Annotated in this window: 15 protein-coding genes; 10 read left to right on the top strand and 5 right to left on the bottom strand. The window is 58.3% G+C overall.

The genetic code is table 11. The features are described 5' to 3' along the window. Positions 1-352 precede the first annotated feature (352 nt). A complete protein-coding gene (locus tag LEP6406_RS0205995; RefSeq protein WP_008311413.1) occupies positions 353-724 on the top strand; it encodes a hypothetical protein in 372 nt (123 codons plus the stop codon). Here the strand turns inward: LEP6406_RS0205995 and LEP6406_RS26755 are convergent, their stop codons facing one another. Beyond that, positions 725-1,921: a tetratricopeptide repeat protein gene (locus tag LEP6406_RS26755; RefSeq protein ID WP_008311414.1), complete on the bottom strand. Its 1,197-nt coding sequence runs from the start codon at positions 1,919-1,921 to the stop codon at positions 725-727. Between the two features lie 362 nt (positions 1,922-2,283). Beyond that, positions 2,284-2,955 (bottom strand): DUF938 domain-containing protein, encoded by a 672-nt coding sequence (locus LEP6406_RS0205985; protein WP_008311415.1) that lies wholly within the window; start codon positions 2,953-2,955, stop codon positions 2,284-2,286. 89 nt (positions 2,956-3,044) lie between these two features. Between LEP6406_RS0205985 and LEP6406_RS30010 the strand changes: the two genes are divergently transcribed. Further along, entirely contained in the window at positions 3,045-4,769 is a 1,725-nt protein-coding gene (locus LEP6406_RS30010; RefSeq protein ID WP_008311416.1) for a phospholipid carrier-dependent glycosyltransferase, read from the top strand. Between the two features lie 35 nt (positions 4,770-4,804). Here LEP6406_RS30010 and sbcC read toward each other — a convergent pair whose 3' ends face one another. Further along, complete coding sequence (gene sbcC, locus LEP6406_RS0205975; protein WP_008311417.1) at positions 4,805-7,810, bottom strand: exonuclease subunit SbcC; 3,006 nt, start codon at positions 7,808-7,810, stop codon at positions 4,805-4,807. Between the two features lie 152 nt (positions 7,811-7,962). Here sbcC and aat point away from each other — a divergent pair, with 152 nt between their 5' ends. The 4 genes from aat to LEP6406_RS0205955 all read left to right on the top strand — a co-directional run bounded on the left by aat (position 7,963) and on the right by LEP6406_RS0205955 (position 10,828). Next, complete coding sequence (gene aat, locus LEP6406_RS0205970; protein ID WP_027268888.1) at positions 7,963-8,550, top strand: leucyl/phenylalanyl-tRNA--protein transferase; 588 nt, start codon at positions 7,963-7,965, stop codon at positions 8,548-8,550. A gap of 326 nt (positions 8,551-8,876) precedes the next feature. Continuing rightward, positions 8,877-9,410, top strand: a complete 534-nt coding sequence (locus LEP6406_RS0205965; RefSeq protein ID WP_008311419.1) for a GNAT family N-acetyltransferase — start codon at positions 8,877-8,879, stop codon at positions 9,408-9,410. 307 nt (positions 9,411-9,717) lie between these two features. Further along, positions 9,718-10,122, top strand: coding sequence for a VOC family protein (locus LEP6406_RS0205960; protein WP_263971140.1), 405 nt, complete (start codon positions 9,718-9,720; stop codon positions 10,120-10,122). Positions 10,123-10,312: 190 nt separating this feature from the next. Further along, positions 10,313-10,828, top strand: coding sequence for a DUF1579 domain-containing protein (locus tag LEP6406_RS0205955; protein ID WP_008316456.1), 516 nt, complete (start codon positions 10,313-10,315; stop codon positions 10,826-10,828). 281 nt (positions 10,829-11,109) lie between these two features. Here the strand turns inward: LEP6406_RS0205955 and acnA are convergent, their stop codons facing one another. Both acnA and LEP6406_RS0205945 read right to left on the bottom strand, forming a co-directional pair. Further along, positions 11,110-13,845 carry an aconitate hydratase AcnA gene (gene acnA, locus LEP6406_RS0205950; protein ID WP_304607854.1) on the bottom strand — a complete coding sequence of 912 codons (2,736 nt, stop codon included), beginning with the start codon at positions 13,843-13,845 and terminating at the stop codon, positions 11,110-11,112. A gap of 551 nt (positions 13,846-14,396) precedes the next feature. Next, on the bottom strand, positions 14,397-14,609 hold the full coding sequence (locus LEP6406_RS0205945; protein ID WP_027268886.1) for a hypothetical protein: 213 nt from the start codon (positions 14,607-14,609) through the stop codon (positions 14,397-14,399). Between the two features lie 419 nt (positions 14,610-15,028). On the opposite strand from LEP6406_RS0205945, the gene LEP6406_RS26745 reads away from it, so the two are divergent. The 4 genes from LEP6406_RS26745 to LEP6406_RS0205925 all read left to right on the top strand — a co-directional run bounded on the left by LEP6406_RS26745 (position 15,029) and on the right by LEP6406_RS0205925 (position 21,633). After that, complete coding sequence (locus LEP6406_RS26745) at positions 15,029-16,150, top strand: TniB family NTP-binding protein (protein WP_008311456.1); 1,122 nt, start codon at positions 15,029-15,031, stop codon at positions 16,148-16,150. Continuing rightward, complete coding sequence (locus tag LEP6406_RS32690; protein WP_008311457.1) at positions 16,150-18,672, top strand: ATP-binding protein; 2,523 nt, start codon at positions 16,150-16,152, stop codon at positions 18,670-18,672. The genes LEP6406_RS26745 and LEP6406_RS32690 overlap by 1 nt, the downstream gene beginning before the upstream one ends. Positions 18,673-19,293: 621 nt before the next feature. Beyond that, positions 19,294-20,331 (top strand): threonine synthase, encoded by a 1,038-nt coding sequence (gene thrC / locus LEP6406_RS0205930; RefSeq protein ID WP_051463625.1) that lies wholly within the window; start codon positions 19,294-19,296, stop codon positions 20,329-20,331. 531 nt (positions 20,332-20,862) lie between these two features. Next, the gene (locus LEP6406_RS0205925) at positions 20,863-21,633 is read left to right on the top strand and encodes a PspA/IM30 family protein (RefSeq protein ID WP_008311460.1); all 771 of its coding nucleotides are present in this window, start codon (positions 20,863-20,865) and stop codon (positions 21,631-21,633) included. Positions 21,634-21,841 lie beyond the last annotated feature (208 nt).

The following is a 21,841-nucleotide window of genomic DNA, read 5'->3' as shown; positions in this document are numbered from 1 at the left end:
CTCGGGTTAAGTACAGGCAAGGGGCTTAAGCCCCTTGTTCCCCGAATTGCCATCAAGTTGAGCTGTACCTCATCCATTAGGGAACCGCTATTTGAAAACATCCTCTCAAAGCCTGTATTTCTCGTAAACAAAGCGAGCTATAGGCATGGGTTCTTAGCGACCAGCCTTTAGGCTCCAGTTGCTCAGTTCTAGTTTTCTGATACCCACCTTAGGGATTCGCAGGAAAGTAACGTACCCGCAGATCCCTTAGCTTTACCCAGGGAGACCACAGGAAGCGAGGAAAGGCTATATCCTGATGATTCCGCCACTTTGGTGGATAATCTCTTTGGATACGGCACGACGGGGAGTGGCTGTGAAATATTTTTTTCTCTCAGACGGCTGGGTAACAGGCCGGATATGGGAATTTGGCGGGCTCTGGAATGAAATGAGCTGGCAGCGCAAACCCCAAATTCAGCGATTGGATCTCTGTATTCAGGAGCAGGGGGAAATCCTCTGGCTCTATCAGGTCGAGGAGGCGGTGCTGATGGTGGAGGTGTGCCCTCAACCCGGTCACCCTCTATCCCGTGATGTTCCAGGTGTCGCCCCGGAAGGATCACCGCCTTTCGGGCAAGTGGTGCTCAAGCGACTGATCACCGCTGAGCAGGCTATTCAACACCTTTGCGGTGCAGAACAGGTGCTGTCAGCGGAGCAAGTCCGTGGAATCGCCGTGGAGGCATCGGTGTAACTAAGGACGTTCTGTCTCAGCGGTATCAATGTTCCATAGGGCAAATAAAGCCTCTACGCGCTCTGTTCCTGCTAGATCTCCTTGACTGTCATAAAGACGACGGGCCTGTTGAAGAGAGGCAATGGCCTGTCCCCTTAATCCCTGGCCCCACAGTGCCAGTCCTAGATTGTAGTGGGCACCGGGGTTATTCGGGAGGGCGCGGGTGATCCGACGGTAGGCTAGGACTGCCTGGATATATTCTTCTCGGGCCAGATACTGGGCTCCTGCTGCCGCTTGGGCCGGAATGAAGGTTTCATCGGCCTGGGCCGCTCGACGGTAGCTGAGGTAGGCGGCGTCTTCATCTCTCCGCTGCATGAAAATTTCCCCTAATAGGAAATGGGCTTGGGCATTGGAGGTGTCTATCTGGACGGCCCGCTGGAGTGATTGAAAGGCGCTATTGCTCTGCCCTAGGGCAATTTGGGCCTCTGCTAGCCCTACGTGAAGGCTGCTGCGATTAGCATTGAGGCGTAGTGCCTGTTGAAAGGCGTCGCGGGCGGCGGTGTAGTTTTCCTGAATGAGGTAGAGGTTACCGACCGCTTCCGCACCACTGGGATTGTTGGGGGCAACTCGCCGCAGCCCTTCGTAGGCTTCTAGGGCGGCGCTGTAGTCTTCTTGCTGAATGTAGATACTGCCTAGACCGAGATAGGCGGTTTCATTCTGGGGGTCTACGGTCAGGATATTGCGGTAGACCTCTAGGGCGCGGTTGTACTGTTCTAGCTGGATGTAGCTATAGGCTAGGGCGTAACGGGAGGGTAAATGTGCTGGGTCGAGGCGAATGGCTTGTTCATAAGCGGAGATGGCTTCGGCATGGTTACCCTGCTGGGTGTAGAGATAGGCGATACCGGAATGGAGCCTTGGATTGGCGGGGTCCAGGCGCATGGCCTGTTGGTAAATTGCGATCGCATTTCCATAGTCCCGAGCCGAGACCCGTTCCTGCCCTTGGCGTAACAGTTCATCAAACTGTTCCTGGTCGGCATCGTTGAGGGTTGCGGTCTGGGCCAAGGTGATCGGGCTGGGGAGCAAGATGGCGGTGGGTGCGGTAGCCAGGGGTGGGGAAACTGCGCCCTCAGCGGCCCCAATCGGCTCTCCCCAAGTGGCTCCCCCCAGGGTCAACACACTGGCTCCCAAGAACGATGCTATCCACTGGCGTTTGATCATGGTTTATCTCTCCTAGAAATTCTGCATGGGGGACTGCGCTCCAGACGCCCCCAGACAGGGATGTCTCCCTACCGCTTTGATCCCCGTTGCCCTCTCCTCCGGGAATGGGGGCAATGGGGATCAACCTTGGGTTCTCTATACCGCCCTGATGCCATCGGGTCAGGGGCCGATATCTAAGCCAGTATAAACCCAGGAAAAGTTACATAAGTTCATGGGCCAGTCCCGGCTGCTAGGCACTGTGAAGCCTTATGTGAAGCATCAACGTCAGATTCCTGGTTATGGGGCGGTTACAGCCCCTAGCTTGATTCCCTAGGGTGGGCGTGGTCATGCCTACCCCGCAAGGATTTACTCGTTAATTGTCGTCAATTGTCGTCACGCTCCAGGGCGTGACGACAAAACACCACAGAAAGGTTGTTGGCGGGCATGGCTATAACCTGAGTCAGCGTTAGACCGTGGGTCGTGGCTAGGGCCACCACTGCTTCCAAGTCCCGGACTCCCCAGCGGGAATCCTGCGATCGCAGGCTAAGGTCAAAGGCTTCATTGCTGGGAGCGGTATGGCTTCCCCCCTGTCGATAGGGGCCGTAGAGATAGAGCAGGCCACTGGGGGGCAGCAGGATTTCCGCCCCTGCCATCAGCCCTTGGCAGGCGGCCCAAGGGGAAATATGGATCAGGTTAATGGCGACGAGGGCTACAATCGGGGGCACATGATCCCGGTGATGTTGTTTCCAGTCCAGGATGATTTGGGACCAGTCTGCCCGCATTACATCCAGGGCAAGGGGGGAATGCAACTCGACCCCATCTACCTCAGACCGCCAAGCCTGAATGCTTTCCCGTGCTTCTGGGTTGGGATCGCTGGGTAACCAGTGACGGGGAGCGAGGGCGGGGGCAAAATGGGCGGCGTGCTGGCCGGTACCGCTGGCAATCTCCAGCACCGTACCCGTGGTGGGCAAGATCTGCTGGAGTACGGACAAAATTGGTTCGCGGTTGCGCTCTGCTGCTGGGGCATGGCGGCGGCGATCGCTAGACTCAGACATGGTGGTGGTATTCCAATACGGCCAATACGGATTCCCAGGTTTCCATCGTTGACTTGCAGTCTCTTTACAACGTCTACCCCTAGCCTCCCATGCCACCTTTTTTCTCGCCATCTCTTGCCCAGACCTCTCAGCAGTCTTGGCCCTGGCTGGGGTGGGGATTGGTCTTGGGGCTGACGATTGTGAATTTGATCCTGCGGTGGGGGGCCATGGCTACCCCCGCCACCCTGGTGTTTGATGAGGTGTACTACGTTCAATTTGCGCTGGACTATTTGCAAGGCGTCCCCTTTTTCGATTTGCATCCGCCCCTAGGCAAACTTGCGATCGCGGCGGGGATCTGGCTTTTTTACGCCGTCACTACGGGCAACGGGTTGCCAGCGGGGCTCACCCCTGAGACCCTCGATCCCCTCAGCTACCGCTGGCTGAATGGGGGGCTGGGCACCGCCATCCCCCTACTGGCGGGGTGGGTGGCCTGGGAATGGAGCTACGGCACCGATCCCCGTCGCCGTTGGGCTTTCACCCTATTGGCAATGGGGCTAACCAGTTTGGATGGATTGGCCCTGGTGGAATCCCGTCTGGCCCTACTCCATCCCGCCCTAGTGGTGGCGGGTTTAGCGGCTCTCGGGGCTTGGGGACGGGCAGCCCATAGTTCCTGGGCTTGGGGGTGGCGATCTCTGGCGGGGATCTGTTTGGGAAGTGCGATCGCGGTGAAATGGAATGGGGCCGGATACCTGCTAGCCCTAGGGCTGCTGAGCCTCGGTCCTGGCCTGAATTGGGCAACCCGCCTTTTTACCCTCGGGGTGCTGCCCGCCCTCACCTACAGCCTGTGGTGGTGGCCCCATCTCCAGCTTATGGGTCAGAACCTGGGGAGTCTCCATAGCGAGATCTTTTTTACTCACCTCGGGCTCACGGCGTCCCATCCCTACCAGTCTCCCTGGTTTAGTTGGCCGCTGCTGCTACGACCCATGGCCTATTTTTACGAGGACTTGGGAGATAGCAGGGCGATCGCCCTCTACGGCACTGGCAACCCGGTGCTGTGGTGGCTATCTACAGCAGCCCTGATCATGGTGCTGAATCAATGGCTGTGTCCGTTGATTTCCAAAGTCTGGACTCACCGCATTGAGATCCTTGGGGCCATGAAATCAAATAACACCCAAGCCCTATGCCAAAGGCAGGCTCATCGTCAACCGGCAGGCTCGCCTTTCTTGAATGCCTTTAGGCTATACACACCCATCCACCCCAATATCGGTCACCCACCCACCGGGCAACCCCCCTACGACTATGTTGCTCCTTCGGAGCCGCTACATGAACAGGGCAAGCAAGGGATTGACCCTACGAAGACATCCTGCATTGGGCGCGGAAACCGCGCCCCTACCCCAATACCTGGCATTGGGCGCGGCATCTCTGCGGTGCATTGCTTCGCGTGGGCGAAGCCACGCCTTAGCGTTATGCACCCTACGGGCCATTCAACTCAAAACTCAAAACTCAAAACTCAAAACTTAAAATTCCTGTCCCCCACTCCCCCACCCCCAATATTCCTATGCGTCACCTATCTGACCCTATGGTTGCCCTGGGCCGGGATCAGCCGTAGCACCTTTCTCTATCACTATCAGCCCGCTGCCCTGCTAGCGGAACTGGCCCTGGCTTGGCTTATGGGGCGATGGCTCACCGCCCCCCGACCAAGCTGGCGCTGGGCAGGCTGGACTCTGCTGGGGGCGATGCTCGCCAGTTTCGGCTTTTGGCTGCCTCTGTGGCTGGGCTGGCCTCTGCCCCTGGAGGCCCTGGCTTGGCGCTGGTGGGTTGGGTCTTGGCTGTAGGGGAAGCGATGCCCTTTAATTTCCCTGTAATACCATTACAGGGAAATCTGGAGTTGGGAGCCGTCGGGGGTTTTGATGACATCAATGCGAGTCTGGAAGGCTTCCCGGAAGTGGGATACGTGGGTCACCGCCAGGATGCAGCTAAAGTCCGCCGCGATCGCATTAATGGCCCCCACTAAGCGATCGCAGCCGTCTTGGTCTTGAGTGCCAAAACCCTCGTCGATGATCAGCATTTGCAGGGGGGTGCCGGAGCGCTGGGCCAGGAGTCGCGCTAGGGCAAGGCGAATGGCGAAATTGACGCGAAAGGCTTCACCACCGGAATAGGTTTCGTAGGGGCGGGTGCCCTGGGCATCGGCGATCAGGATATCCAGGGTATCAATCAGCTTGGCCTTATTGCGTCCCGTCCGCTGGGTAACGAATTGGACGTGGAGTTGGTGGGCACTGAGGCGACCGAGGAGTTGATTGGTTTCCGCCTCTAACTGGGGCAAAACATTTTCGATCAGCAGGGCTTGGAGGCCATTGCGGCCAAAGGCAGTGGCTAGCTCCTGATAGACCTGCCCTTGACGTTTGGCGGTGAGCAGGGTTTGCTGGTGCTCCAACTGCTGGGCTTGGAGCTGCTCTAGGTGCTCAAGCTGCTGGTGCAGGGCTCCAGTGCGGGCCAGGATGTTCTCCCGCTGCTGCTGGCGATCGGCCAAAATGCCCTCTAACTGGACGATCTGCCCCTGGGGCTCGGGCAAGGCTGTCAGCAGTTCCTGGGTTGCTTGAATGTGCAGGGTTAAGGTTGCCTGGGCCTGCTCTAAGTCTGCCTGTCGCTGGGCTAGTAGGGTTCCCTGGTGCTGAACGTGGGGCAGGGTGTCACGGGCCTGTTGTAGGGCGGCGTACTGGACTGCCCAGGTTTGGGCCTGTCGCAGGTCTGCCCGGACCTGCTGGTGGTGATCAAGGGAATAGTCGAGGGCGGTGATCTGCGCCCCTAGGGCTTGAATGTTCTGGACGACTACCGATTGCTCCAGCGCCATAAGCTGCTGGGTGAGATCTGCGATCGCACGCTCCAACTGGGGGCGTTGGGCCTGAAGCTGACCCTGTTTTCGCTGGGCTTGGTGGATTTCCGCCTGCTTGATCTCTGCCCACCGTAGCCGATCCACCTGACCCCGCACCAGGGCATGATCTCGCTCGTCGTAGGCCAGGGCCAGCAGTTCCTCCGTCACCTGGGCTAGAGCCGCCTGGAGATCTGGCGCATAGGATCCCTGGCTGAGGGTCTGTTCTAACTGCTGGCGCTCCTCTAATAGGGTGGCCAAATCTTGGCGCAGGCTGGCGCTTGAGTCGAGCTGGGCCTGGAGTTGCCCCCGGCGCTCCAGCACCGTGCCATAGCCCGCCAACTCCGCCTCCAGATCGCGGTATTCCTGACGCAGGACTTGAATCTCCCGCTCCGAGACCGTGAGCTGCTCGTGGATGCCCCAGATATCCCGCTGAATCTCCTCCCGCTCTTGGTGATGGCGACTGCGGACCAACTGCCAGTGGAGAGGATCTAGCGGGTGGTCACAGAAGGGGCAAGGGGCACCGGGGGTCATCAAAACCTCTAGTTTTTGGTCGATTTGGGCCAACTGCACCTCATAGCTGCGCTGGGTGGCCTGGAGTCGTTCCATAAAGCTGCGGCGCTCTAGCCCCTTTTCCCGGACCTGCTCTTGGTAGGCACGGCGGGCCATGAGCTGATCTAGGGTGTGCCCCACCGCCACCGCCGCCTGTTGGAGTTGGGGCTGGGCCTCCATCTGCTGTTGTAATTGCAGGGCAGAGCGGTTCAGGGCTTGGATCTCAGCGGTGATCTGGGCTTGGGCCTGGGTTAGTTGGGTCTGAATCTCCCGTTGCCGCTGGATCAGGGGGGCAGCCTCTGCCTGCTGTTGATCGAGGTAACGCAACTGGTCTCGTGCCGCCTGGAGTTGGGCCATGGCGGCGGCGATATCATCCTGCTGGGCCACCGTGGCGGCGAGATCGCTGCCCTGTTGATCCACCCAGTCCAGTTCCCGTTGGGCCTGATGGCGTTGTTGCTCTAGGGCATCTTTCTGACTTTGGTAGGTGTGGATTTGCGCCTGGTGCTGTTGTTGCAGGGCTTGCAGTTGGCCAAACCGATGGGCGAGATCCTCCTCTTCTACCTGGAGGGCTTGCAACCGTTGCCAACCGATTTCGATGGTTGCAGCCTCTGCCAAGGTGGCTTCTAGGGCCAATTGCTGGGTACGATGGGCGGCTATTTCCGTATCGAGGCGCGATCGCTGTTGGGCTAGATGGGCTGCTTGCTGCTGGTGCAGGGTGAGGCGCTGCTGCTGTTCTTGCCGTTGGGTCTGGACCTCTCGCCAGTGCTGGAGTTGGCTCTGATCGTCCTGCTGTTGGGCTTGCAGGTCCGTCAGTTGGCTCTGAAGCTGGACGGCTTCCTGGGCGATCGCACTGCGCTGATCCAGTTGGCCCTGGAGGCGGGTGAGGGTGGTTTCCAGCACCACCGTCTGGGCCTGGGCTTGCCGCGATCGCACCTTAGCCCGTTCCGCTAGGGTGTCGTACTGGGAGAGCTTCAGCAGGTCCGCCAGAATTTGCTTGCGTTCACTCGGGCGCTTCACCATAAACTCATCGGCCCGACCCTGGCGCAGATAGGCCGCGTTTACAAAGGTGTCATAGTCCAGCCGTAGCGTCTCACAAATTAACTGTTGGGTGGCCCGCATTCCCCGCTGGGTCAAGGGTCGAAATCCGGCTTCGGTCTGGACCTGAAATTCTAGGCTACCCCCCTGTTGGCGGTGGCGATGGCGCAGAACGCGATAGGTTTGCTGCTGATGTTCAAAGGTGAAATTCACTTGGGTTTCCATAGCCCCAGCGTGAATCACATCGTCCTCCGTGGCGACCCGACTTTGTCCCCAGACGGCCCATGCGATCGCCTCTAGCAAAGAGGATTTTCCAGCCCCATTGGGACCACAAATACAGGCCACATGTAATCCCCGGAAATTCAATTGGGTTTCCCGATAGCTGAGGAAGTTTTTGAGGGTTAATTGATGGGGGATCATGACGCTAACGCGACATTGCCCCTTCAGAATAGCAGTACATTAGACCTTGAGTACACCTGCTCTGTCCCCATTTCTGGGATATTGGCCCTGCTTCTAGAAGAGTAGATTATGGTTAATATCTGAAGTCTGTGGGATTTTGGACCCGCTCTAGCGTGAGAGTATTTCAGTACGACATTGCCTCCATCATTGAGGGCTACACCCAGGGTTACTTCTTGATGGCAAACGAGGGGGAAGGCAACGTAGCCTGGTATTCCAGCCGTCAACGGACTCTGCTGCCTCTGGATGAGCGGTTCCGTTATCCCAAGTCACTGCGGCGGGTGCTGAATCAAAACCGCTTTGAGATCGCTATTGATCGGGCCTTTACTGAAGTGGTGGAGGGCTGTGCCAATCGGGATACAACTTGGATTTCAGAGGAACTCAAGGGTATTTACCAAGCGCTCCATGGGGCGGGCTGGGCGCACAGTTTTGAGACTTGGCAGGGGGATGAACTGGCAGGGGGCATTTTGGGACTCACCATTGGCGGGGTCTTTGTGGGGGAGTCGATGTTTTACCGCATCCCCGAGGGCTCGAAGGTGGCCATGGTGAAGCTAGTGGAACGACTGCGATCGCGCCGATTCCAACTCTTCGATGTCCAGATGATGAATCCCCACCTAGCCCGATTTGGGGCCTACGTCGTCCCCCAGCGCATCTATCGCCAGCAACTCAACTACGCCCTGCAACAACACTGCACGCTATTGTAGATACGCTATTTCAGTCACCATCAGGGACGCTACCCTACTCGGGCATCTAGTGCGCTGTCAAGCCACAATGCTGGCTTACTCTGGCCTAGTACTGGGCGGCGGAAATACCCTGGCCGTTGCATCGTGGCACACTCGGCCCCTCACCCTAGCCCTCTCCCACGGGGAGAGGGGACCGGACAACGTTGGGCTGGTGTGACAATAGTGGACTGATTTACGCCCTGCGGTACTAGTCGTTTCTAAAGATTTATTTTGCCCGCTCACAAAATAGTACATAAGAACTATATTGATTGCGTGGTTAGCCGATACTGAACCAGCCGGTACCCACCATGTCTGAGTCAAGCGCCATTTCATTGCGGCCCGCTACCCCTGCCGACACAGCCCTACTCCGTTACTGGGATGAGCAACCCCATGTGGTCGCTGCCGATCCCAACGACGACTGGATGTGGGAGGTCGAGCTAGCCCGCACCCCTGTCTGGCGCGAGCAGTTGATCGCCGAGCTAGGAGGTCGCCCCATTGGCTTCATTCAAATCATTGACCCTGCCGAAGAAGACAGCCACTACTGGGGCGATGTGCCTGCCAATTTACGGGCGATCGACATTTGGATTGGCGAACCCACTGCGTTGGGCAAAGGCTACGGAACCACCATGATGCGGTTGGCTCTAGTCCATTGTTTTGCCAACCCCGAGGTGACTGCGGTGCTGATTGACCCCCTGGACAGCAACACCCGCGCCCACCGCTTTTACCAGCGTCTCGGGTTCAAGTTTTTGGGACACCGCCGCTTTGGCGACGACGACTGCTCAGTCTATCGCCTAGATCGAGCGGATTGGTCTGAGTTCAACGCTAAGGGAGCTGCGGGTTAATAGTGTACCCAGTGGCCAGGTTTTCTCCCGAAGGGAGAAAGCCCGATCAGCGGAGCGGGTACGTTATTTTCCTGCGAGTCCCCTAGTACTCTGCGGCGGAAATACCCTGACCGTTTCATCGTGGCACACTCGGCCCCTCACCGTTCGGCTGAGCTCACGCCGAAGCCCTAGCCCTCTCCCCTTGGGAGAGGGGACCGGAAAAGGTTGGGCTGGTGCGACAGAATAGTAAGCCTATTTCAGCCTAGGTGTACTCGTATTCCTGAGGCGTTCCCAATTGTTCGATGTAACTCAGCTATTCAAGGAGATCATGATGCAAGTCAATCCTTACCTCTTTTTTGATGGCCAATGCAAAGAAGCCTTCACCTTTTACCACCAAGTCTTGGGGGGCGAATTAGGTGACATGATGACCTTTGCGGGCTCCCCTGCCGAAGCCGAAGTGCCTCCTGAGTTTGGCAGCAAAATCATGCACACTCAACTGACCCTGGGCGACTGGGCCATCATGGGGTCTGACTGCCCCCCTGGGCAGTACGATGTGCCCAAAGGCTTCTCGGTTTCTCTACAAATTCCTGACCCAGACAAGGCTGAGAAAATCTTTCAAGCCCTGGCCGAAGGCGGCAACATTCAAATGCCTTTAGCAGAGACTTTTTGGGCCAAACGGTTTGGCATGGCCGTTGATCAGTTTGGCATTCCCTGGATGATCAACTGTGATTAGTCTTATACCAAGTCCAGCCCGAAATCTGGAGTTTCCCCACCGGGAAAACTCCACTTCTGGACTTGGGCAAGGTTTAGATCGATCAACCGGGTTTCTGTAAGACAGCAAAAATCAGTCACCGAGGACACCACAACTATCCAGCAATTTCGATGCAGCCATATTTGTAATGTGACGTAAATGGAGAAGAACTATGACAACGACAACTGACGTGCAACAGGCTTCGCCCACAGTAGAACAGCCCCAAAAAGAACACCAGTGGCTCCAACAGTTGGTAGGTGAGTGGACCTATGAGGTTGAGGCTGTGGCAGAGTCAGATCAGTCCCTTGAAACATCCACGGGGATAGAGCGTGTCAAATCCCTGGATGGTCTCTGGGTGGTCGCCGAAGGTCAGGGCGAAATGTGTGGCAGTATGGCCACTACCCTTATGACCCTGGGCTACAACCCCCAAAAGCAGCGCTATGTCGGTACCTGGCTGGGGTCAATGATGAGTCACCTTTGGGTCTATGACGGCGAACTCGACGCCGCTGAACGGGTGCTCACCTTACATTCTGAGGGGCCTGCCATGGCTGGCGAAGGCAAAATGTCTCAGTACAAAGACGTGATCGAATTTAAAAGCGACGATCACCGGGTACTGACCTCTTTTAACTTGGGCGATGATGGTCAGTGGCACCAGTTTATGACGGCAAACTATCACCGTCAGTTTTGAGGCCTTTTCCGGTGATCTGTCAATCATGAGTTGACAGACCACTAGCGGTCTGTCAACTTTGCCTTTGCGAGTCTGCGTAGGTTGAGTGCAGCACTAGCGATTCGCAGAAAAATAAGATGCCCGCTGATTGGACTTGCTCCCTGGGAAGCCATTATTATGAATGACTTCGCTCAGGCTTTTTCCCTTCGAGAGACTCTGACGCCAACGACTTAAGCTATACGCTTTGCGTCTCCCGAAGGGAGAAAATCTGTACACCTGTACACCATTAACCCGCAGATCCTCTAGGCCGCGAGCAACTGCCGCAGGACATAGTGGAGAATGCCGCCGTGGCGGTAGTATTCCACCTCATCCAGAGTATCGATGCGACAGAGCAGAGGTACTTCCATTTGGCTACCATCGGCACGGTGCACCGTTAGGGTCACCGTCATCCCCGGCTGAATGCCACCGCTGAGGCCCGTCAGATCAAAGGTTTCGGTGCCCTCTAGGCCCAGGGTGCGGCGATCGCTGCCCGGTGGAAACTGCAAAGGCAACACCCCCATCCCCACTAAGTTGGAACGGTGGATGCGCTCAAAGCTCTCCGCCACTACTGCCTTTACCCCCAGCAGGCGGGTGCCCTTCGCGGCCCAGTCGCGGGAGGAGCCGGTGCCATATTCCTTCCCAGCAATCACCACCAGGGGAGTCCCTTCCCCTTGGTACTGCATGGCGGCATCGTAGATGGATAGCTCTGTGCCATCGGGCATGTGTTTGGTCACGCCGCCCGAGGAACCGGGCACCATCTCGTTTTGCAGGCGAATATTGGCGAAGGTGCCCCGCATCATCACCTCATGGTTACCCCGGCGGGAACCAAAGGAGTTGAAGTCCGCCACGGTGACCTGATTGCCCGTGAGATAACTGCCAGCGGGGCTATTGGTCTTGATTGCTCCGGCGGGGGAAATGTGATCCGTGGTGATGCTGTCCCCCAGCAGGGCCAGGGGCCGCGCCCCATGGATATCGCTGAAGGCTTGGCCATTGACCGTTGCCGCCATGCCCTCAAAGAAGGGAGGATTTTGCACATAGGTGCTGGCGGATTGCCAGGGGTAGGTTTGGCTGGCTTCGGTGGAGATCGCCTGCCAGTCCTCTGTCCCGGTGAACACGTTGCTATAGCGGCTACGGAACATCTCTGGCGTCAGGGCCGCTGCCATCACGGTTTTAATTTCCTCCGTGGTGGGCCAGATGTCCTTGAGATAGACGGGCCTACCAGTGGAATCTTGACCAATGGGATCGGTTTTCAAATCCATGGCCAGATTGCCGGCAATGGCATAGGCCACCACCAAGGGGGGCGATGCCAGGTAGTTGGCCTTGGTGTGGGGGCTCACCCGCCCTTCAAAGTTGCGGTTGCCCGACAGGACAGCTCCCACCACCAGATCTTCCGCATTAATCGCCGCCACAATGGCATCTGGCAGGGGACCAGAGTTGCCAATGCAGGTGGTGCAGCCGTAGCCCACCAGGTTAAAGCCCAGGGCATCCAAGTCTTCCTGGAGCCCCGCCTTTTCTAAATAGTCGGACACCACCTGACTGCCGGGAGCGAGGGAAGTCTTCACCCAGGGCTTCACCATCAGCCCCTTGGCCCGTGCCTTTCGCGCTACTAGCCCCGCCCCGATCATCACGGAGGGGTTGGAGGTGTTGGTGCAACTGGTAATGGCCGCGATCGCAACTGCCCCATCCGTCAAGTCGTAATCCGTTCCTACGACAGGCACCGACCGCTTCTGGGCATAGGACTCCAGGCCACTAAAGCTGGGAAAGTCCGACTCCCGGAACTGCACCGCCAGATCCGACAATAGCACCCGATCCTGGGGCCGCTTCGGCCCCGCCAAAGAAGGCTCCACCGTGGCCAGATCTAACCCCAGACTGTCGGTGAAAACGGGATCGGGGGTATCATCCTCCCGCCACAGACCCTGAGCCTTGGCATAGGCTTCCACCAGGGCGATGCGCTCCGGATCCCGCCCCGAAAATGTCAGGTAATTCACCGTCTCCGCATCAATGGGGAAAAAGCCACAGGTCGCCCCATACTCAGGGGCCATATTAGATAGGGTGGCCCGATCCGCCAGGGTCAGGCAGGAGAGGCCATCGCCATAGAACTCCACAAATTTACCCACCACGCCCTTTTGCCGCAGCATCTGCACCACCGTCAGCACCAGGTCGGTGGCGGTGGCCCCCTCCGGCAGGGCTCCCGTCAGCTTAAAGCCCACCACCTCCGGCAGCACCATGGAGATGGGTTGGCCCAACATGGCTGCTTCTGCCTCAATGCCGCCCACACCCCAGCCGAGGACAGCAAGGCCATTGATCATCGTCGTGTGGCTATCGGTGCCCACCAGGGTATCGGGGTAGGCCACAGTTTGACCGTTCTCCTCCTTCGTCCACACCACCTGAGCCAGGTACTCTAGGTTGACCTGGTGACAAATGCCCGTTCCTGGAGGCACCACCCGGAAATTGTCAAAGGCGCTCTGACCCCAGCGCAGAAAGGCGTAACGCTCATTGTTGCGATAGAACTCCTTGGTGACGTTGTCGGCGAAGGCATGGTCACTGCCAAAGCTATCCACCATCACCGAATGGTCAATCACCAAATCCACGGGGGCCAGGGGATTGATCTGCTCTGGGCTTCCCCCCAGGGCTACCATCGCGTCCCGCATGGCGGCTAAGTCCACCACAGCAGGGACTCCTGTAAAGTCCTGCATGAGGACGCGGGCGGGACGGTAGGCAATTTCGCGGTTGGAGGTTTTGCTCTGGAGCCAGTTGGCCACTGCCTGCACGTCTTCCGCTTTTACCGTGCGCCCATCTTCGTAACGCAGCAGGTTTTCCAGCAATACCTTGAGGCTATAGGGCAGCCGACTGATGTCGCCGAGGGTTGTGGCGGCCTCGGGCAGACTGTAATAGATATAGTCTTTGCCGTTAACGGTGAGGGTTTGCTGGGCGTTGAAGCTATTGGTCACGGTGCGGATCTCTCCCATGGCGAATGATGCGGCGTGGTGAAGGGTCACCTTTGGCCCATCGTTCAGTCTAAACAACCTTGGCCTTGGATTTCGAGCGTTCTGCTACAAAGCGATCGTCCTGGCCCCTGGCTAGCGGCTGGGAGCCTCCGGGGCGGCTCTGCGAATTTTTGTGGGGGCTGCTGATCTACGGTGGGCGATGCCCACCCTACGCTTAAGCTACTTCGGAGTTCACCTGCTGCATGAAGAGCGATCTCTCCCCACGGATTTAGGGGGTGCAGCGCCCAATCTACCCCACCAGTCCTGCTAGGCGAAGGGTACGGGTTCCTAGAAAGGGGGCTGGCTACGAAGTAAAACTGTGGCCTAGGAACCCGTCCCCTGGGTCAAAGGTTATGGCTTCATTATTGTATCAATGGGTTGGTGGGCCTCACTGCGCGCAGGGCGATCGCAGCTATGGTAGAGATAGCACTAATGCCTATTATGCTGACCAGTCTTCAACTAACAAGTCTGCTACTTGCTTAAAATCTGAGGTGTTGCGGGTCAAAAGAGTTGCTTGGAGTGAAATCGCGATCGCAGCAATTTTCAGATCCGCAGCGGGCTACCTAATCGGCGGTCTTGCGCCAGTCTTGCCCAAAGGTGATCGCGGCATCAAAGGTAGGATCGTTTTCAAAGCTGCCTGAGATCGCTGACCACCAGGGGGTTGGCTTTTGCAGAAATGCAGACAACACCTGCCTGAGCTGCGCCAGTTCTGTTTCTAGGGCTGCAACTCGCGCTTCGAGGTGCTGGGAGCGCTCTTCGAGTTGTTGAGAAGTCATGGCAGCAAGCATGAAGGCTGCTGACATTATACAGCGATCGCAGGGGTGCATCTCAATGTGGTGCCGATGGCTGCGGGTCTACGGGGGCTGGCTCTGCCGCCTGGGATCGGGAGGCAGAGCCTCAGCGGGGGGTGCCCAGGCGGAGCCTAGGCACCAGGGGTAGCCTAGGCAAAGGGGACGGGTTCCTAGACCATGACTTTACTCCGTAGCCAGCCTCCCCCCTAGGAACCCGTCCCCTGGGCAAAATTTGTCGGCTGGGTCAAGGCACACCGACCCAGCAAGCCTATCCTGATGCTGGGTCTCACTTCGTTTGACCCAGCCTACGCCCACTGGGCAGAGATTCGGTTGTAGGGTGCATCCGCGCTAGCGATGCACCCTTGCAGGGGACTCCCCCAGACAATCTGAGGATACTCTAGGGTATGGATTCCCTGGGTAATGCCCTGATGTCCCCACCCCCGCCCACCCCCTGCCCCTTTGTGGCAGGGCCAATGATTCAGTCGCCCCAGAGTTTTGTGGGGCGCGCGGACGAGCTGCAAACCCTGATCAACCGGATGGCCGGAACCTCCCAACCCACCAGCGTCAACGTGGTGGGAGAGCGCCGCATTGGCAAGTCCTCCCTGCTCTATCACTTTTACCAAACCTGGCCCCAGCGGTTACCCCCAGAGCATCGCCACGCCTACGCCGTGATTTACCTCAGTCTCCAGGGAGCCCCCTGCACCGAGGAGCGCAGCCTGTACCAAGCGATCGCCCGCACCCTCTTAGACAGCCACCCCCACTACCCAGAGGAATGGCGGGCCATCTGGCGGGAGCGACGGCTAGATCGCCCCGACTTTGGGGCGGCGGTGCGCCAGAGTCGGGCAGCGGGGGTGTTGCCGGTGCTGTGTCTGGATGAATTTGAAGCCCTGTTTGCCCATCGCGCCGTTTTCCAGGACGACTTCTACGACAGCCTCCGCACCTTGATGAACAACAGCGATCTAATGCTGATCACCGCCTCTCGTCGGTTGCTGGATGAATATCGCCGGGACTATCAACTCACCTCGGCATTTTTCAACCTGGGACAGGTTAGCAGGCTAGAGTGCTTCTCCGATCCCGAAGCCCGCCAGGTCGTCACCTTACCCGACCCGGCCCACCCCGCCCTGTCCCCCGCTGCCCAGGAAACTGCCTTGCAATGGGGCCGCAAACATCCCCTGTTGTTGCAGATGGCGGCCCTAGCCCTGTGGGAAGCGGCCCAGCTCGACAAGCCCGAAACCTGGGCACAGCAGCGATTTGCCCTAGAAGCCCAGCGCCTCCAGAGGGAACTCCGCCAGCCCCGCTATTGGCCCCGATGGTGTCAATGGCTGGTGTTTGGTCTACCCCGAGTGCTGGGGAATTGCCTCAGCCGTGGCTTTAATGGGCTGGAGCGGATCTTGAAGTTGGGGCCGGGGGCGATGGTGCCGTTGATTGTGCTGCTGCTGGCAATGGGCATCATTACCCAGTCCCAATGGGCTTGGCTGAGAAATGTTATTCGCGAAATTTTAGAGACATTTGGAATGGGAAACTAATGATCCAAGAAACACGCTGGCAAGGGGCAATCACCTACCTGGGGGAATGTCTGCGGTTGCTCTATTGGATCTATTTCAAACCCTTTACCCTGCGGCGCTGGCTGCGCACCCTGCACCCGGAGCTAGAACTCGACACGAACCCCTTCTGTAAACAGGCAGAGTTTGCCACTAAACCAGCCTTGGCCCGCTATACCAGTCAAGTGTGGTTGCTGGCGGCGGTGTTGCCCCTAGTGGCAGCGGTGCTAGTGGCCGTGCCCTATTCCATCTGGGCTAAACCTTTTAACTGGTCAGAGAGTGGGTTGTTTCTCCTGGGTTTGGTAGTAGGGCTAGTTGTTGCTCACCTAAGTATCCAAAAGCTACATCGCTTGAGAAGAATAGTACTACTAGCATTAAGCACTGTTTTTATCATTCTAGGGATTGCAGTGCAGTTTAGATCGGATTTGCAGTTTATGTCAGGTTTAAGTAACTTCATTGGGCAGCAAATAATTGGCCATTCGCCCTTGGGAGAAATCGTCTTCGTTGCAATCGTCTTTATTGCAATTGGGATCGCACTCGGTATGCCAGAAATCGGTCTCGCAGCAATCGGTGCCCCAGGCAGTGTCGCATTCAGTATCGCAATCGGTGTCGCAGTTGGTGTCGCAGCAATCGGTGCCGCATTCAGTGTCGCAGGCATTGTCGCAGTCGGTGTCGCAAGCGGTGTCGCAAGCGGTGTCGCATTTGGTGTTGCAGTCGGTGTCGCAGTCGGTGTCGCAGTCGGTGTCGTATTTGGTGTCGCAGTCGGTGTCGCAAGCGGTGTCGCAGTCGGTGTCGCAAGCGGTGTCGCAGTCGGTGTCACGATCATCTTGGGGGTACTGCGGGTCTGGTTTTGGCTACCGGAGTTGCTGTGGATGGTGGGGCTGGGGTGGGTGCTTCCAGAAGAACAGGCGGCCAAGGGGTTGCGGTGGTTACCCCCTCGGTTTGATGAATTGATCTACCTGCCCCTGCCCTTTATGGCGGAGTTCATTGCCCAGGCCCACCGCACCAACCCCGTGGCGGCGCAGCAGACCATCGACTACCTGATTACCTCCACCAACCAGCAGCGGGTCGCAGCAGTGGCCATGGCGGAGATTGCCGTGGATCGACTGGCGGGGTGTCAGACCGTGGCGCAGATGGGGGCCATGGCCGGGGAGTTGGCTTGGATTCCCTCGCCACCGCCGCCCCAGGTAGGGCCACTGTTGCCCCAGTTCCTCGACCTCAGCCAGGGGGTGCGGGCCGCAACGGAGATGACCTCCACCTATCGCCAATGGGAAGCCCTGGGGCCAGTAATCCAGCAGGTGCAGCGCCTGAAACAGGAATTAGCCCAGCAGTCCCCGGCCCTGGCCACCACCTATGGCGGCATTGTGGAGCAATGGCTGGGGCTACTCACCACCGCCCAGGCCACCCTCAAGGATCAAGCCCTGCGGGCCTCTGAAATCCCAGCGGTGTATGTGGCCGGTGCCGCCCTAGACCCCACCACGGCAGGGCTGCGGTTCCGGGGTCGCCAAGACCTGTTTCGAGAAATCGAAACCCTGGCCACCGCCAGCCAGCCCCCGACACTGTTGCTCTATGGCGGTCGCCGCACCGGCAAAACCTCCGCCCTGAAATATCTGCCCCAGCGGGTCGGTCCCGACCTGGTGCCCCTGCTGGTAGACGTGCAAGGGTTAGGCATGACCGTCACCCTCCAGGGCACCGCCCAGTTTTTGGTCAGTGCCATCCAGCAGGCGGCACGGCAGGGCCGCAACCTCACCCTGCCAGCTCCAGACCTCGAAGCCCTAGAACGTGATCCCTTCGCCGCCTTGCAGAACTGGTTCACCACCATCGAGCAGACCCACCGGGGCAAGCGGTTCTTGCTGTGCCTAGACGAATTCGATCGCTTCAGTGAAGTGGTCAACGCCACCGGCAGTCGGGCACCGCTGAACTTTCTGCGCTACATCATCCAGCACCAACAGCAATGGATCGTTCTCTTCAGTGGTTCCCGCGCCCGCCACGAACTCGAAGCCTACTGGAGCGACTATCTAATCAATGCCCAATCCCTCAAGCTCAGCTATTTAGAAGAGCCGGAAGCCCGCGCCCTGGTGCAAAACCCCATTGAGGGCTTCCCTGACATCTACACCCCAGCGGCGGTGGAGACCATCCTGCACCTGACCCACTGCCAGCCCTACTACCTCCAACTCACCTGCCTCGTCCTCGTCGAAGATCTGAACCGTCGCCAAGCCAGGGAGCGGGGCTACCAAGCCATCCCCGCCGACATCACCGCCATCCTGCCCAAGGTGATCGAGCGGGGCGGCGAAGTCCTGCGGGAGCGCTTTGAGACCTTGCCCGACCCAGAGCAAGCCCTGCTGCTACACCTGGTCACCCAAACCACCCTCTCCCCCGACTCCCAGCCCACCCTCCAGCGCCTAATCCAGCGGGACATCCTAGCGCTAGACCCCCAGGGCTCCCCCCAATTCCAGATCCCCCTCTTCCGCCACTATGTCGAGGGCGTGGCCGCAGGCCGCTACTGAGCCCATCCCCCCATGGGGTAGGGGACGGGTTCCTAGGCGATGACCTTACTCCGTAGCCAGCCTCCCCCCTAGGAACCCGTCCCCTGGGCAGAGATTGTTGGGTTTTCTTCTGTCGGCGACGCTGCACGAACGTTCCTCGACCCAAGCTACGCAATCTACAACACACCGTTCCCTACGGCGTGATACCTGGATTGGTGGGCGATGCCCACCCTACGGTTCTGTCACCTGCGGTGCATTGCTTCGCAGGGGCAAAGCCGCGCCTTAGCGTTATGCACCCTACGGGACATTGAATTCAAAATTCAAAACTCAAAACTCCTACCACCTGTCACATCCTGCATTGGGCGCGGAAACCGCGCCCCTACCCCCTCACCCCCCCAAACCCTAAACCTCAACATAGACACCGGGCCGCTAAGACAGCGCGGTAAACTGAGAAAACAACGGCTCTGGGCTGGTCCCAGTCCGAGTTAAACCCAGCTCCCAAAATGGACAAGGGTTCAAATCATCGCCAAAAACTAGTGATTGCGTAGTAGGTAACCCGTGACCCTGAGTGTAGATTCGGCTGTAACAACCGCCCCCCCTTCCGCCCCCACACCTCCAGCCCACCAAGGCTGGGGGGGATTGATGCGCCACTATGCGAACTACCTGCCCATCAGCGATCGCACTCCCATTGTCACCCTCAACGAAGGCAATACCCCGCTGATCCCCGCCCCCGCCATCGCCCAGCGCATCGGTCGCCAAGTCCAGGTTCTTGTCAAATATGATGGACTCAACCCCACCGGCAGCTTCAAAGACCGGGGCATGACCATGGCCGTATCCAAGGCCAAAGAAGCAGGAGCCGAAGCCGTCATCTGCGCTAGCACCGGCAACACCTCCGCCGCTGCCGCCGCCTATGCCCGCCGGGGAGGAATGCGGGCCTATGTAGTAGTGCCCGACGGCTATATTGCCCTAGGTAAACTGGCCCAGGCATTGCTCTACGGCGCTGAAGTCCTAGCCATTCAAGGCAACTTCGACGATGCCCTTGCCCTAGTGCGCCAGATGGCAGACCAGTACCCCGTTACCCTAGTGAACTCCGTCAATCCCTATCGTTTAGAAGGGCAGAAAACCGCCGCCTTTGAAGTCGTAGACGCCCTCGGGGACGCCCCAGACTGGCTCTGCATTCCCGTTGGCAATGCAGGCAATATCACCGCCTACTGGATGGGCTTCTGTGAATACCATCGAGAAGGCCGCTGCCGTCGCCTGCCCCAAATGATGGGCTTTCAGGCCGCCGGAGCCGCTCCTCTAGTGCTAGGCCACCCTGTCCATGCCCCAGATACCCTAGCCACCGCCATCCGCATCGGCAACCCCGCCAGTTGGAATCAGGCGGTGGCGGTCCGCGACGCCAGCCAGGGAGCCTTCAACGCCGTCACCGACGATGAGATCCTCGCCGCCTACCGCTTCCTAGCCCAGGAAGAGGGCATTTTTTGCGAACCCGCCAGCGCCGCCTCCGTAGCAGGTTTGTTCAAGGTCAAGGATCAGGTACCCACCGGAGCCACCGTCGTCTGCGTCCTCACGGGCAATGGCCTCAAGGATCCCGATGTGGCCATCACCCACGGCGAGAATGGGGTCAAAACGGGAATCCCCGCCACCCTAGATGCGATCGCCCAGGCCATGGGCCTCTAGTACACCTAGGCTGAAATAGGATTACTATTCTGTCGCACCAGCCCAACATTCTCCGGTCCCCTCTCCCCGTGGGAGAGGGCTAGGGTGAGGGGCCGAGGTGTGCCACGATAGAACGGCCAGGGTATTTACGCCGCACAGTACCAGTACCGCAGGGCGTAAATCCTTGCCGTTTTCTAACGACAAGGCAGAGCCTCGGGGAGGATTCCCAGGCAGAGCCTGGGAACCAGGAAAGCCAGAAATTGACCAAAGCCATACAGCAGAGATAGGGGCAGCTTTAGAGCCATGTGCTAAGACTAGAGACAGGCAGTGACCTGCCGCCCAAGGGGTTTCTCTCAAAGGGTTAAGGAAACCGGGCCGACCGCCGGGTATAAGGCTAAGGTGTGGGCATCCTGCTGTCTAGGTGCCAGCCTGGGAGTCTAGGGACTGCCTAAGCGTTCCACATTGCACGGACCCAACGCATTGGTGCGTAGCATCCCTGCGAAAGGATACCCTCCGACGAGTCACACATACATTGGAAGGAAACTCAGAGTCATGGGGTTGTTTGATCGAGTCAGCCGAGTTGTTCGCTCCAACCTGAACGCCGCCGTTAGCGCCGCCGAAGATCCAGAAAAAATCCTAGATCAAGCCATTATCGACATGCAGGAGGATTTAATCCAAATGCGTCAGGCCGTGGCCCAGGCGATCGCCTCCCAAAAGCGAGTTCAACAGCAATACGAGAAGGCCCAGTCCGAGTCCAATACCTGGCACCAACGGGCACAACTGGCCCTGCAAAAGGGTGATGAGAGCCTAGCGCGGGAAGCCCTGAGCCGTAAGAAGGCGAACACCGACACCGCTGCCTCCCTCAAGACCCAACTGGACGGCCAAGTCACCCAGGTAGACCAGCTCAAGAAAAGCCTGATTGGCCTAGAGAGCAAGATCTCCGAAGCTAAGACCAAGAAGGACATGCTGAAGGCTCGGGTCAGCGCCGCGAAGGCCAACGAGCAATTGCAAAGCACCATGGGCCAGATGAGTACTGGCAGTGCCATGGGAGCCTTTGAGCGCATGGAAGAAAAGGTGTTGATGATGGAGGCCAAATCCCAGGCTGCATCAGAGTTGGCGGGAGCCGATCTAGAGAGCCAATTTGCGGCCCTAGAATCCGGTGGCAATGTGGATGATGAACTGGCGGCCATGAAGGCCCAACTGGCGGGTGGGTCCGTCGGCCAATCCTCGCTGCCCGCTTCTGACGAGCCCGTGGCCGCCCCTCAAGACCAGGCGGTAGATGCCGAGTTGGAAGAACTCAAAACCCAGTTGGACAGCCTGTAACCGTTGCCCATCTTCGGATCTGGAGTTTTGACCCCCACTTGTCAACCCGCACCAAAGCTCCCCATTGCCCACCTAGGTGGGCAATGGGGAGCTTTGCGTTAATCGACCAAAACCTTGCATTGGGCGCAGTCGATGCCTTGCGGTATCAGAATGTTAATGACTGTTTCATTCCAGTTACAACGGCGAGAGTGCCTCCAGATCCACCAAA

It is taken from the genome of Leptolyngbya sp. PCC 6406 (assembly GCF_000332095.2).
In the GTDB taxonomy this organism is placed as follows: domain Bacteria; phylum Cyanobacteriota; class Cyanobacteriia; order Phormidesmidales; family Phormidesmidaceae; genus PCC-6406.
The sequence above is the reverse complement of the archived record's forward strand: the minus strand, read 5'-3'. Positions and strand labels throughout refer to the sequence as shown.

Coding starts and splice junctions, on each gene's coding strand:
- LEP6406_RS0205945 (WP_027268886.1), bottom strand. CDS start 14,609: ATGACTTCTCAACAACTCGAAGAGCGCTCCCAGCACCTCGAAGCGCGA.
- LEP6406_RS30010 (WP_008311416.1), top strand. CDS start 3,045: ATGCCACCTTTTTTCTCGCCATCTCTTGCCCAGACCTCTCAGCAGTCT.
- LEP6406_RS26755 (WP_008311414.1), bottom strand. CDS start 1,921: ATGATCAAACGCCAGTGGATAGCATCGTTCTTGGGAGCCAGTGTGTTG.
- LEP6406_RS0205925 (WP_008311460.1), top strand. CDS start 20,863: ATGGGGTTGTTTGATCGAGTCAGCCGAGTTGTTCGCTCCAACCTGAAC.
- LEP6406_RS26745 (WP_008311456.1), top strand. CDS start 15,029: ATGGATTCCCTGGGTAATGCCCTGATGTCCCCACCCCCGCCCACCCCC.
- LEP6406_RS0205960 (WP_263971140.1), top strand. CDS start 9,718: ATGATGCAAGTCAATCCTTACCTCTTTTTTGATGGCCAATGCAAAGAA.
- thrC (WP_051463625.1), top strand. CDS start 19,294: ATGCGCCACTATGCGAACTACCTGCCCATCAGCGATCGCACTCCCATT.
- LEP6406_RS0205985 (WP_008311415.1), bottom strand. CDS start 2,955: ATGTCTGAGTCTAGCGATCGCCGCCGCCATGCCCCAGCAGCAGAGCGC.
- sbcC (WP_008311417.1), bottom strand. CDS start 7,810: ATGATCCCCCATCAATTAACCCTCAAAAACTTCCTCAGCTATCGGGAA.
- LEP6406_RS0205965 (WP_008311419.1), top strand. CDS start 8,877: ATGTCTGAGTCAAGCGCCATTTCATTGCGGCCCGCTACCCCTGCCGAC.
- LEP6406_RS32690 (WP_008311457.1), top strand. CDS start 16,150: ATGATCCAAGAAACACGCTGGCAAGGGGCAATCACCTACCTGGGGGAA.
- LEP6406_RS0205955 (WP_008316456.1), top strand. CDS start 10,313: ATGACAACGACAACTGACGTGCAACAGGCTTCGCCCACAGTAGAACAG.